General features: G+C 41.1%; 10 protein-coding genes and 2 tRNA genes. 3 read left to right on the forward strand and 9 right to left on the reverse strand.

Annotation, left to right across the window (positions count from 1 at the left end; all coding sequences use genetic code 11):
- Window positions 1-71: 71 nt before the first annotated feature.
- The gene (locus GJU82_RS00910; protein WP_194830924.1) at window positions 72-836 is read left to right on the forward strand and encodes a 5'-nucleotidase C-terminal domain-containing protein; all 765 of its coding nucleotides are present in this window, start codon (window positions 72-74) and stop codon (window positions 834-836) included.
- The gene (locus GJU82_RS00915) at window positions 826-1,746 is read left to right on the forward strand and encodes a bifunctional UDP-sugar hydrolase/5'-nucleotidase (protein WP_153630434.1); all 921 of its coding nucleotides are present in this window, start codon (window positions 826-828) and stop codon (window positions 1,744-1,746) included. The genes GJU82_RS00910 and GJU82_RS00915 overlap by 11 nt, the downstream gene beginning before the upstream one ends.
- A gap of 141 nt (window positions 1,747-1,887) precedes the next feature.
- Here GJU82_RS00915 and GJU82_RS00920 read toward each other — a convergent pair.
- Both GJU82_RS00920 and GJU82_RS00925 read right to left on the reverse strand, forming a co-directional pair.
- A tRNA-Pro gene (locus GJU82_RS00920) sits at window positions 1,888-1,962 on the reverse strand.
- Window positions 1,963-1,997: 35 nt separating this feature from the next.
- Window positions 1,998-2,087, reverse strand: a tRNA-Ser gene (locus tag GJU82_RS00925).
- Window positions 2,088-3,070: 983 nt separating this feature from the next.
- Between GJU82_RS00925 and GJU82_RS00935 the strand changes: the two genes are divergently transcribed.
- Window positions 3,071-3,808 carry a DUF169 domain-containing protein gene (locus tag GJU82_RS00935; RefSeq protein ID WP_153630436.1) on the forward strand — a complete coding sequence of 246 codons (738 nt, stop codon included), beginning with the start codon at window positions 3,071-3,073 and terminating at the stop codon, window positions 3,806-3,808.
- A gap of 102 nt (window positions 3,809-3,910) precedes the next feature.
- Here GJU82_RS00935 and GJU82_RS00940 read toward each other — a convergent pair whose 3' ends face one another.
- The 7 genes from GJU82_RS00940 to GJU82_RS00970 all read right to left on the reverse strand — a co-directional run bounded on the left by GJU82_RS00940 (window position 3,911) and on the right by GJU82_RS00970 (window position 12,405).
- Window positions 3,911-6,367 (reverse strand): bifunctional YncE family protein/alkaline phosphatase family protein, encoded by a 2,457-nt coding sequence (locus GJU82_RS00940; RefSeq protein WP_153630437.1) that lies wholly within the window; start codon window positions 6,365-6,367, stop codon window positions 3,911-3,913.
- Between the two features lie 28 nt (window positions 6,368-6,395).
- The gene (locus GJU82_RS00945; protein WP_153630438.1) at window positions 6,396-7,232 is read right to left on the reverse strand and encodes a hypothetical protein; all 837 of its coding nucleotides are present in this window, start codon (window positions 7,230-7,232) and stop codon (window positions 6,396-6,398) included.
- Window positions 7,233-7,502: 270 nt separating this feature from the next.
- The gene (locus GJU82_RS00950; protein WP_153630439.1) at window positions 7,503-8,300 is read right to left on the reverse strand and encodes a sulfite exporter TauE/SafE family protein; all 798 of its coding nucleotides are present in this window, start codon (window positions 8,298-8,300) and stop codon (window positions 7,503-7,505) included.
- A 526-nt stretch (window positions 8,301-8,826) separates the two neighbouring features.
- On the reverse strand, window positions 8,827-9,960 hold the full coding sequence (locus GJU82_RS00955; RefSeq protein WP_153630440.1) for a transglutaminase-like domain-containing protein: 1,134 nt from the start codon (window positions 9,958-9,960) through the stop codon (window positions 8,827-8,829).
- A 188-nt stretch (window positions 9,961-10,148) separates the two neighbouring features.
- Complete coding sequence (locus GJU82_RS17805) at window positions 10,149-10,250, reverse strand: hypothetical protein (RefSeq protein ID WP_153633254.1); 102 nt, start codon at window positions 10,248-10,250, stop codon at window positions 10,149-10,151.
- Window positions 10,237-10,434 (reverse strand): hypothetical protein, encoded by a 198-nt coding sequence (locus tag GJU82_RS00965; protein ID WP_153630441.1) that lies wholly within the window; start codon window positions 10,432-10,434, stop codon window positions 10,237-10,239. The genes GJU82_RS17805 and GJU82_RS00965 overlap by 14 nt, the downstream gene beginning before the upstream one ends.
- A 726-nt stretch (window positions 10,435-11,160) precedes the next feature.
- The gene (locus tag GJU82_RS00970) at window positions 11,161-12,405 is read right to left on the reverse strand and encodes a DUF4153 domain-containing protein (protein WP_153630442.1); all 1,245 of its coding nucleotides are present in this window, start codon (window positions 12,403-12,405) and stop codon (window positions 11,161-11,163) included.
- Between the last annotated feature and the right edge of the window lie 56 nt (window positions 12,406-12,461).

Consider the following 12,461-nt stretch of genomic DNA (forward strand, 5'->3'; position numbering starts at 1 on the left):
TAGCGAATGTTTTGTTATTTTGAAACGCGATTAAAAGGATCAAGTCTTAACCACTAATGAAAATTGCAAAAATGAAGAAGTTTTTTTTGTTGCTGGTATTTGCAATGGCTCTTGCAGCCTGTAAGCAGCATACCGCAACGATTGACCAGGTGCGGTACCAAAATATAAAACTGGATTCCACACTTAAGCTATCGGCTGCTCCAAAAATTGAAGCTCAAATTAAACCTTACCGGGATAGCCTCCAGGCACAAATGTCGCAAAGACTTTGTGTGGCTTCAGAAGATCTGTTTACCGGTCGGCCGGAGAGCCTGTTGGGGAATTTTGTTTCCGATTTGGTCCTGGCCGAAGGAAAAGCATTGTGTCAAAAGAAATATCCGGACATTCATCCCGTGGTGACCTATATGAACCGGGGAGGTCTTCGGGCACCCATTCCGAAAGGAGAAGTGACTGTAAAAAGTATTTTTGAGCTAATGCCATTTGAAAATGAAGTGGTCCTGCTAAAGCTGAAAGGCAGTGACCTTCGTCGCCTGATGAACCATATGGCCTCGAGAGGTGGTGAAGGTGTTGCGGGAATGCGGTTTGGTATCCGCAAGGATAAAGCGATTAAATGTATGGTTGATGGAAAACCACTTGATAATGATAACCTGTATTGGATGGTAACCAGCGATTACCTTGCTGACGGAGGTGACGGTAGTAAATCGTTGTCGAAAAATCTGCAACGGGTGAATACCGGCGTAAAACTGCGCGATATGATTATTGCTCACATGCGAAAATTGGGTGAGGACGGAAAAATGGCAACATCAAAACTTGACGGGAGGATTTATCATGCAAAATAGGAGAACATTCATTAAAAATCTGGCTGCCGGCTCGGTTGGTGTCAGCTTGTTGGGAGACGCTGCTGTTTCGCTGGCTGCGCAAAGCGATGATTACACAAAACTGACGGTTCTGCATACCAACGATTGGCATTCGCATATCGATCCATTTCCGGGCGATGCGCCGCGGCATGCTGGCGAAGGAGGAATTGCCCGCCGTAGTGCATTAATTAACCAGATACGAAAGGAGGAAGACAACGTACTGTTGCTTGATGCCGGTGATGTATTTCAGGGGACACCTTATTTCAATTTCTATAAAGGAAAAATCGAGTTTGAGTTGATGAGTGAAATTAATTACGATGCCGCGACCATTGGAAACCATGAGTTCGACAATGGTTTAGCAGGTCTCGATAGCCAGTTGCCACATGCAAAATTCCCTTTTATCTGTTCAAATTATGATTTCTCCGATACCATCCTTGCCGGGAAAACGATTCCAAACAAAGTATTCAAGCGGGGAGGGCTTCGTATCGGTGTTTACGGACTAGGTGTAGAATTGGATGGCTTGGTGGCTCCCGATAACTTTGGGAAAACCGGTTATCTTGATCCGCTGAAGATTGCTCTGGAACAGGAGAAATACTTGCGGGAAGAGCAGGGCGCAGACATGGTGATTTGTCTCTCACACCTGGGGTATAAGTACCGGAGTAACAAAGTAAGCGATCAGGTTATTGCTGATAATACCTATACAACCGACCTGATTATCGGCGGACATACACATACTTTCCTCAAACATCCGGAAATGCATACGAACAAAGCCAACAAACAAATTTTGGTGAACCAGGTCGGTTGGGCAGGTTTGTTGCTGGGACGTATTGATTTTTACGTAACCCGCGGAGGAAACACTAAATCGGAGTATACAGCCATACCGATTAAATAAAGCGAACAAGACAATCAGACAATATATCCCCCGGCCGGCTTGGTTGGGGAGTTTTAAATGTGTTCCCACTCCACCGAAAGGTTAAACCAACAATAAAAAAGGAGTTATGCACAGTGACATAACTCCTTTATTTTCAATCAGTCGGGGTACCAGGATTCGAACCTGGGACCCCCTGCTCCCAAAGCAGGTGCGCTAACCGGACTGCGCTACACCCCGAATCGTATGTGACCTCCCGAAGGAATCTAAAACTGTGGCGGAGAGAGGGGGATTCGAACCCCCGGTACGGTTACCCGTACGGCAGTTTAGCAAACTGCTGGTTTCAGCCACTCACCCACCTCTCCGTTGATTTTGAGTGCTGCAAATGTAGAAATGATTTTCACTTGCTCAAAATAAATTTTGCAAAAAAAAAACCACTCATTATACTTTAATCTAACACATCGACGCATTATGCTGAATTTATGAACATTACATCAGTTGTATTAACATAATAGTGAAATATTGCAAAACAGGCATTCTCAATGATTTAAGAATCAGATAGGTTTACCTCTGAATATGGAACCGGAGCATAAAAAAGCTTCCGAATGCTTGGAAAATTAGGAGATGCGGTGTACTTTCGAAGTATATATTCAAGAACGTTCATTGAAAATGAAATAATTTTTTCCGCATTAATTCCTGTACATTGGTAAACTCAACGTTATTAATAGTAACGAGTAAGCTTATGACTGTTAAGACAGGCCTCACTCTACCTTCGGGTAGAGGCAGTTTTGCTGCCACTGGAAGTCTGATCAGCCAGGCACTCAAATCCTGTTTCATCGGGGTTTTACACAAATAGGGGTTAATGCGGTTTTTTTATGTTTTTTCAATCGAATCTCTTTCTTTCCCTTTCCACGTCATCATAATATACAGTAAACGATCACCAACCCGGGGAGGTGGCTTTCTTAAACCGCTGCACATCCGGCTGAAAGACATTGACCGGAAGCGAAGTGTCATTAAAATCGCCGGAAAAGGGAACAAACAACGGGAACTTCCCCTACCCGACAGGCTTTTTAAATCACTGGAAGAATATTACCGGAAGTGGCGTTCAGGGGTTTACCTTTTTGAAGGGCCGGTGGCTGTTTCAATTTGCCAAGGCTCTTTATATAACTCCAGCGCACTTTCAGGTACATATATTTTTGTCATGTACTTAGCAAAATCCATTAGAACTTTAATGTAAAATACTAAATTTGAAGATAATTATAATTCGAGTTTTCATAAACAACCTTGTGAAACTTGACACTTACAAATACTGGGATTTCATAAGTTTCCAGAAATAAAAAGGTTAATCATGAAGGATTTCAAATCACTAAGTCAAGACATCAAGGCAAAACTGGGAATGAGCCTTTCCCCGGTGGGCGTGCTTCTCACGGAAAAGTTACCCGAAGATGCATTCCATTTTAAAAAAGAAGGTGCTGGTTGCGTAGCCATGATGCCATACAACAGCGCCAAAGGAAAAATATTTGCATTTGATAAAAATACCACCGGACTTCCCTGCTCGGCATTTTATCTGGGTTATACCGACTGGATTTTTGATGGCATTGAAAAATATCTTTCCAACGAATGCGTTATGGGAAGGGAACCTGAACGCTTCATAAAAACGCCGGCGATGGCAAAGAAATTATTGGAAGCTTACCGTCGTAATCCGCACAGGGAAGGTGCCATTGTTTTCAAACCCCTGGAATTTTTTTCTGATGATGAAAAACCGGAGTTGATCATTTTCTTTGTCAATGCCGACCAGGTTTCAGCGCTACAAAATCTTATTTGTTTTGAAGCTCCACAAGAAGAAAGAATTGTCACTCAGTTTGCTTCGGCCTGTATGTCAGTTTTTACCGTTCCGATACTATATGCAGAAAAAGGTGAAAAAAAAGCAGTATGGGGATTTCATGATATTTCTAAACGAAATAGAATTTCTAAAGACATCACCTCGATGACCCTGACCTATCCTCTATTCGAAGAGATTTGTGAGAATCTGGATGAAAGTTTCGTAATTACTGAACACTGGGAACAGCTGCGGGAGAGGGAATAAACTAATCATGATACAAAGTCCTTATGATTTGAATCGCCCCAAAAGAAAAAGTCTATCACTGTATCTCTTTTTAGTCCGGTTCAAATGTCAATATTCTTTATTTTAATCATCGTCATGATCCTGCTTCACCGGAACAACAAATGCACTATGCCTTGGGGTTGGCATTTCGGAATTTTCCCCTTTGACGGCTTTCCAAACTACTTCGTTCAAGGCCAAATCGGGAGCAGCATCTTCATGCGAAAAATCGAATGTTGCCGATAGTTTGCTACTGGCATTAACGGCAACATTGCGCTTGTTCAGGTCGATGTTGGCCGGCTTATGAACGTAGGGCATGAAGTTGGGGTGATTGGTGAAACACTTGTAGAGCGGAGTGGCCGCAGCATCGTACTGGCTCATGGGCGGCAGGCCCAGAATCAACTCAATGGTCCGCAGCACCGCCGAGGTAGAGTACATGTCGTGAATGGCCGTGTCGCGTTTCACATACGGGCCGGCTACAAATACCGGCGAGCGGTGTGCATCCACATGGTCGGGACCGTTCTGCGCATCGTCTTCCAACACAAAAACTACCGACTCTTTCCAGATGGGGCTGTGCGAAAGGTGCTCCAGGAAACGGCCCAGCGCCAAATCATTGTCGGCAACGGCTGCCCGTGGAGCAATACTTTCCAGATGTTGCCCGCTGGTATGGTCGTTCGACAGCCGGATGGTGTTGAAATGCGGAACAGCATGGCGGGTAACCAGTGAATCGAAATCGTGCATCCAGGCATCTACCCGTACCTGGTCCTTAATGTCCAGATTGAAGCCGGGTGATTGTGGGCACACGTGTCCGTTCAAAGCTTTCAACGATGTTTTGCCCATGTTGCAGAACTCGCCGTAACTGCGGTAACTCACTCCGGCCCTTTGGCAATAGTTCCAGATGTACCCGTCGCGCGGGTAGCTGGCTTTCATCTGTCCTTCGTAGCCGTAGGTTCCACCCCGGTTACCATAATACGTTGGCCAGGTTTTTTCGACCACGTCGGTGGCGTAGGCGGCCGTACTCCAGTTGTGGCCGTCGGCACTTACCTCGGCATCGGTGTAGAAATTGTCAAGCAATACAAAATCGTTGGCAATGGCGTGATGATTGGGAGTTACCTTTTTCCCGAAAATGCAAAGAGAATCAACACCATTTCCCTTTTTTACATCACCCATTACCTGGTCGTAGGTCCGGTTTTCCTTGATGATGTAGAAAACGTACTTGATGGGAGAGATGTCTCCTTTTTCCCGGGGAATGGGATTTCCCTTTTGGCCTGGCGCGTCTTTCACTTTTTCTTTGTTAAAAGGTGTGTTGGCATAAACTTCCCGGGTGTATTTCTCCAGAATTGCTTCATCTGGATCGTCGATGAAAGAGAGAGCCCCTTTGAATAAGCCGGCAATGTACTGCACATGCTTTTTCGCTGAACCCCCATGCTGATAACCGCTGTCGTCTTTTTTTGATACGGGTTGCGGACCGTCCGGGTTGGCCGTCGATGAGAAGCCTTTGCCGTTGGTGACCATAATTTTATTGCCAAGTGTTTTCACGTTGGTGGGGTACCAGCCCGCCGGGATGAACCCTTTGCTCTCGCTGTTTCCCGGCTCGGAAACGTCAAAAACGGCCAGGCAATTATTATCGGCATTCGCAATGTACAGGGTCTTTTCATTCTTCGACAAAGCAACTCCATTAGTCGTTGAGCCTGTCAAACGGGTTGGATAGAGCGCCGCCGAGAGTGTTTCGATCACCTTGTTTTTGCGGGTATTGATAACCGAAACGGTGTTGTCATTCGCGTTAGCTACATACAGGATCGTTCCTTTCCGGTTCAGGACTAACTCATTGGGATGGCTCCCGGTTTTGATTTCTGCTGAAATCGTCTTCTTTGCGGTATCGAAAACGGCCACATGATTCTTCCCCCACAACGAAACATACAATTTTTTTTCGTCGGGCGACAACACGCAGCAATAAGCTATTCCCGGTAAGGAAACACTGTTGATTACTTTTTTTGTTTTCAGATTAAGCACATAAATGCGGTTATCCTCCTTTGTGACGGTGTACAGGAGCTGATTATTTTTGCTAACCGCAATACCGGTAGGACAAATTCTGCCTTTGGGCCATGGTTTACCCAGACGAATGGTGTCGGGAATACTTAATTTGTTGGTTTGCAGATGGAAATCCAGGATGAGGTTGTCATATCCTCCTGATGCATACAAGTGCTTCTCATCATGACTAAAGGCCAGGCCGTACCATGATTTTCCAACCACTTTCGTGTCGAGCAACTTCTCGTGCTTCGGGTCGATTAACTGGACGGTTTGTGTGCTTTGTCCATTATTCGTCACAGCCGCGTATTTCCCCGACGGACTGACTTGTAGGTTGAGCGGCAAGTCGCCAAGAGTTAAAGCCGTTCCGGCCGGGCTTAGTTTCCATCCATTAGGTAACAAAACCTGTTTTGACTGCCCGGTGGGACCTGGCGTTTGTGCCGAGCCCGGTTTCCCCTGAAATAATGAAATAATGATGGAAGCCAGGATGACTCCGGCTTTGTAAAAGTGATTCATCAATTGAAATTATTTTAACTACCTGATTTTAACTACCTGAAAGATTAAAGACAATTCGTGCGCGTACCATTAAACCTGCCTGAGACGGGAGTTCCCGAATGGCTGCCGGATTCGTCTCGTTGCTGCGGGAGGCATACATGACCGGACCGCCTGAGAGCGAAAAGGAAAATCGGGAAGCGTTGGGGACCAGGTTGAGTGAGGGACCTACCAGTATTTTGGCGCCACCTTCGGCTTCTTCCGGATCCCAAATACCTTCCAAATCTTCTCCAACAGCCTCGACTCCTCCGTACAAACTGCCTAACAAACGATATTGGACACCCAGGCTTGTCAGGATGTCAATCTTATCGCGGTTGCTGGCAAATGCCTTTTCCAGTAATACATTTCCACCGATGTCCCAGCGGGATGCTTCCCAGGATGCAGTTATCCGGCTTAATGCCGAGGTGACGTTGCTGAAGTCGCGTTGCAATCCCAAACCGGCCCCCAATCGCAATCCACTGGCTTTCTTTCCTCCGATGACATCACGGATGATCTCCGCTTGTTGTGAACTGACAACATTCTCGTTGGCCTGGAAGCCCAGTGCGGCATTCACGTACAAGGTGAACCGATGGCCTAAGTAGCCTTTCAGGGCGAATTGCTGGCCAACGCCCTCGTAGCCAAAAAGTTCTTCGGAGCGCTTGCCGTAGCTGCTGGAATAGTTCACACTCCAGGCGTGATCCTCCGGAGTAAGTGTTGAAACCGAGAAGAGAAAAGGTTCCGGGGGCCGGTTGGATGGCTCAACATACAGATTGTTGTCATCACCGGTTTGTGCCATCGCTGAGAAACTCAGCATTCCCGAAAAGGCCAGGAGCAGGAATTTTTTGTTCATACGACTGTTTATTTTGCCTTAAACTTGGTAAGCATATTATTAAATCTTGTTTTGTAAACGCTTGAAAGCAAATACGGTTTCCACTTTTTGCACATTATGTGGAACAAAGATGCATTAATATAAATCATTCCATATAAAGGAACACGAAACCTTTCAATCTTCGGTAAAGTTTGAGTTAAAACTAGATGTCAGAAATGTTTTCAACAAAGGCTGCTGTATGACTCAACTATTTATTTTCAGGTTATTCGTTCCCTGCCAGTGTGAAAAATATTAGAAGAACATCGAGATTGCCATTAATATAATAAATACGATAAAAAACGGGTCATAGAATTTTTCCAAAGCTTTTTTGTTTATCCGCTTACCAAGTAGAGGTCCGAGGATTGCACCGGTTATAGTGCCAGATGCAAGCAGGATTACCAGGAGCCAATTCAGACTTCCAAATGCACTATGGGTCACGACTCCTGTAATAGCTATAAAAAATAGTACCATGACTGATGTGCCCACTACCTCCAAAGAGGAAAGGCCCATGCTGTACAGTCCTGCAAGGATTGGAGGCGTGCCGCTTACACCGAGCATACCTGACATCAGCCCGCCAAGTAGCCCAAATACCAAGCCTTTTACTATAAAAAGCTTTGAAACAGGCTTACTTTCATTGGCAATCGGTTCTTCGGGGTGTCCGTTTTTTGATATTTCTTCTTTGACTTGCTTTTTCTTTCTTGAAATCACCATTCTGGTTCCCATGAATAGAAGAAAAATCCCAAATATTATTTTAAGAACTTTTACCGGAATAATTGTGACAAGATAGGAACCGGCGACTACTCCGACAATTCCGCCTTCCACAAGTAGAAATCCTGTTTTGGGCTTTACATTTCCTGCCCTGTAGTGACTTATTGAAGCAGCCAGGGTTGTCGGGATAATTGTTGCAAGAGATACAGACACAGCCTGATCCATTGAAATAGCAAACAATCCTGTCAGCATTCCAACATAAAATATTCCTCCGCCCCCACCCATTAAAGATATTAGAATACCGATGATAAGTCCTGCTATGGGTAATAGATAAATTGACAACTGCACTTTATTACCTCCTGAAATTGCTAACTAATTTTTCAAAGGCTGGCAATGAATTTTTAATAGTTTTAACGCCAACACAATAAAAAAATACGAAAATAACACAATTTTTATTTTGAATTAATTTTATCATTATTTTTTCTTCGGCGCCGCCCTATTTTTAAATTACAACGAAGGCGTAATGGTGAAAAAGAGCATTAAGCTGATACGTATCTAACTACCGTATACGCTCATGGGCGAGACTCGCGTACGCACGGCTTGCCCTGTGAAAACGATATTGTTTAACAGGGTAAATGTGAGAGGCCTGAGGGTGTCCGAAAAGTCCAAAGAGCATTTTCAGAACTATCAAATTGTAAGTACAGCTTTAGTTATTTACCCCTAAATCCCCTGAAGGGGACTTTAAGCCTCACCTTTAGGGGAGGTTTGGAGGGGTAAATCCAAGATTGCTTTCAATTTGAAAGTAAACACTTTTCCAATTCAACTTTTCGGACACCCTCAGTCTACTCGGTTGTGCGTTCGTACATTCTTATTCAGGCCTTTTCCAAAATAAATCAGGATTATTTGTCTTATAAAATATATATTTCACTCCTGTTTTATTATTTGTAAATTCTCTTTTTTGCGGATTTTGCTCAATCCCATCTAAAGGTAAGAGCTCAATATATGTTATTTCTTTTCCGTTTTCCGAAGTTTCAGTATTGTAACCACTTATTAATGGAACTTGAAGTCTATAAAGGTTTTTAGCCATATAATATTCTAAATAATGCCCTTTAGTCTGTAAATCTGTTCTGTTCCAGTTTGCATCTGCATTAAGAACCAGAGGTTGTTCTTTTACTAGTCTTTCTCTAACTTCTTGTATTCCTAATAAATGTCCTTTTTCGTTCATTACATAAGCGTCAAATGTTGGGTCAATCCAAATCCATTTGTTCAATTCTGTACTGTAAACCATATTTATTACATGACAATCATTAAATTCAGTTTCTCTTGGCATACAGGTGATAAATCTTGATTTAATCCCCATAGCTAAGTAGCATTCATTTAGCATTGTTGCCATCATTCTACAGTTTATTCCACGATTTTTAGTTTTACAAACAGATAGCAAATCAATAGCATTTTTATTCTCTGGGTTATTGCTATTTCCGTCATGTTTTACTGTATTATGAACCCAATGAAGCAGATTGAAAATTTTAGAAAGTTCGCTTCCTTTTCCTGCGATAGAATCCAATTTTAAGTCTTTTCTGATTTTTTGTAAGTTGGGGTTATCTGCCGATTGATATGAGAATTTTGGAATAAAACGATTGTCGGAATAATTATATTTTCCTGCACTTTTCAAAATGTCTAATCGTGAAGGTTCATATTTTATCTGTGTTCGTGCAGAATCTTTTTCGTTAAGCAAAATAACAAAGTCGTATTGTTTTTTCGGGTCAATTTCAAAAGAAATAGAATCTATGTCTGTGTAAAAAGTAACTTTTTTGGCAGAAGTTGTATAAATGTCTAATTTTTCTTCTGGAACAATTCGCCACGCATTTTTTCGTATTATATTGTCCTCCCTAATGTCAACGCTTGTAGAATTTGCTTTGATAATTGGTAATTCCTTTTGAGCAACAACTGTCTGTCCGAGAAGAATTGCAAAAAGCAATGTAAAAAGTTTTATCTGTTTCATTTGTCTATATTTTTTATCCATTTGTTTATACGGTGCTATCTTAGTATGACCGCTAACGGTTCGCTGGTATAAAACGTTGTGCATTTCGAATCATGTCATTATCAGACCGTTGATGCTGTTGATTAAATGTTATGTCGTTTAAATTTAACCTTCCCGCGCAATGTTTTATGACCGGCTGTTGTGGTTAGTTACTTTATTGATATATCAAGTTTCCTACCTAATCCAGTTTTAATAATCTTTCTCAGTGTTGCAATTTCTAAATCAGATCGGTCATTCTCAATCCGAGAAATATATGTCCTGGAAGTGCCACTTTTTTAAGGCCAAATCTTGTTGCGTCAATCCGTTTTTTAATCTTTCCTCTCTAATCAATTGACCTGTCTTTAATGAAAGCTCTGATTTCTCAGGCTGGCTATATTTTAATAAAACATCCGCTCCAATCTCAAATGGAACTTTTAATTTTTTACCATTTCTCATTGTAATGTATTGCTCAACATTACTCCATGAAAGGGTATTGCCTTCAAGCTCAACTTTGGCAAACTCATTTGAATCGAAAAGTATGATGAATCCTCATTTACTCTAATTTTTTTAAGAACTTTCCTAAAATCAATAATCCTTGATTGTCCATTATTAAAAACAACTGAAATAGATAATTCTTTTATCCAGTTATTTTTTAAAATCCGTGGTATTTTTATACTCTGTCTCATTTTATCTCCCGTTCACCTTCTTTTTGAACTTGTGCAATTTTTGCACAAGTTGACTTTTCTTCTAATTATTCAGATTTATAAATATTTGATATGTGACAGTTTATTGAAGTTCTATTTGTCTCAAATAAAGATTCAAGCTGATATTGATTTATAGCCAAACTGTTTCATTATCAAGCTGAACTTCAATTTCAGCCTTTCCATCTTTGGTTGTAAATATTTGAATTTTCGATGTATTCATCTTGTTTTTTCCAAATATAATCAATCTTTAAATGAGCTGTTTTTCTTTTTTCATAATGCACGGTAACGGTTTGGCTATGTGGAGTGCGGGATTTTGAAACGGTTCCCTTTCAAACCTGCACGGAGCCAAGCCGGCTTTTTATTAAACATCATTTTAAAACCGTCATCCGTCAAATATGGATTGGCGGTGGTTTAACAGGGCGAAAACGCTTGAATACCACGCCCGCCCGCATTACATATGCACGTTGTACAAACGTTTTTATTTTAGTCCAAACAGAAACGGCAGAATAAATATCACAATAATTGTATAACCGGCATAGATGGTCAAATACTTTGCTACTGTCTGTTCAACAGTATTCAGCTGATTAGGATTAAAATAGGACTTATATAAGTTCCTTGCTATAAGTATCAGGTTCACAAAAATCAGGATATTTGAAATCAATACTACTGTTCGATTTGGTGTTAAACCTTCGGTAGCTCTTAAAATTATCGCAATTAATGCAATAGAATTGATAATGATTGCCAGGGATGCCAATAAGAATAAGACCAAAACATTAATATTTTTCTTTTTTGATTTATCCAATTCTGAAATAGAAAACACAATTAGTGCCATTACTGCTATAAGCATGACATTAAATAGTAGTAATAAATTCCTGTCCTCAAAAATATTACTTTGTGAAAAAATTATGGAAACTAAATACACAGCAAGCGTTATCAGCACCAAAGGGGTGAAAACCCGTGCAATTACAGGAGCTATTTTATTTGTAATAGTTGGATAGAGGCGAATTAAATAAAATGAAATAATTGGTGCAGCTACACCCCCAATAATTGCAATATTTTCCATATAAAATCGTTCAACATCCATATTGATTGCCGAAAATAAACCGATTGTTATCCCTGTAAGCATGCTGCCTGCGATTAGAAATAATCCGGTCATTATGAGTAATTCGCCATTAAAACGGATAAATGCTATTCGTTTGGCCATATTTTTATAGTCAAAAGAAATAAATGATAAACCAAATAAACACCATAACAATAAAGGGGCATGAATCATCGAAAGCATGACTGAATCACTTCCTGTGTTGGGAAGAAGGTTAAGAAAAAAAATTAATATCAATACAACTAATCCATAAGTCAATAAGCGCTTTAAGTTAAAAATCTTATTTTGCCATAACGTATAAAGAATAATGCCATTGAATACAATGATTGCCAAATCCCTTGTATAAAAAAACTCCGTGTTGATTTGCGAAAGTATAGCCGGAAGTTTGGCTAATAATCCGGTAACAAGAGAGAGAAGTAATACTATCAACAAATCCAGTTTTGAAAATTCTTGCGCTTTTATATCTGTTTCGTGAGCTAAGCGAATTTTCCAAAACTTCACCAAATCAAAATTATAATCTTCCGAGATTTCAGCAAATGATTTCGAAAAATCCTGTTTATTTTGCTGATACAATTGTTCAAGGGTTTCAGGATTATTGATGTTCTCTATTATTTTATTTTTCATGGCTCAATTGCTTTTTTTAAATGTTTGCTAACGGAAAGCGGTATGAACCGTTGGGA

It is taken from the genome of Prolixibacter sp. SD074 (assembly GCF_009617895.1).
Lineage (GTDB): Bacteria > Bacteroidota > Bacteroidia > Bacteroidales > Prolixibacteraceae > Prolixibacter.

Bases quoted from the DNA above. Each gene is read 5' to 3' on its own strand.
- GJU82_RS00955 (WP_153630440.1), bottom strand. From the start codon at position 9,960: ATGAAACAGATAAAACTTTTTACATTGCTTTTTGCAATTCTTCTCGGA.
- GJU82_RS00935 (WP_153630436.1), top strand. From the start codon at position 3,071: ATGAAGGATTTCAAATCACTAAGTCAAGACATCAAGGCAAAACTGGGA.
- GJU82_RS00965 (WP_153630441.1), bottom strand. From the start codon at position 10,434: ATGAGAAATGGTAAAAAATTAAAAGTTCCATTTGAGATTGGAGCGGAT.
- GJU82_RS00940 (WP_153630437.1), bottom strand. From the start codon at position 6,367: ATGAATCACTTTTACAAAGCCGGAGTCATCCTGGCTTCCATCATTATT.
- GJU82_RS00915 (WP_153630434.1), top strand. From the start codon at position 826: ATGCAAAATAGGAGAACATTCATTAAAAATCTGGCTGCCGGCTCGGTT.
- GJU82_RS00910 (WP_194830924.1), top strand. From the start codon at position 72: ATGAAGAAGTTTTTTTTGTTGCTGGTATTTGCAATGGCTCTTGCAGCC.
- GJU82_RS00970 (WP_153630442.1), bottom strand. From the start codon at position 12,405: ATGAAAAATAAAATAATAGAGAACATCAATAATCCTGAAACCCTTGAA.
- GJU82_RS00945 (WP_153630438.1), bottom strand. From the start codon at position 7,232: ATGAACAAAAAATTCCTGCTCCTGGCCTTTTCGGGAATGCTGAGTTTC.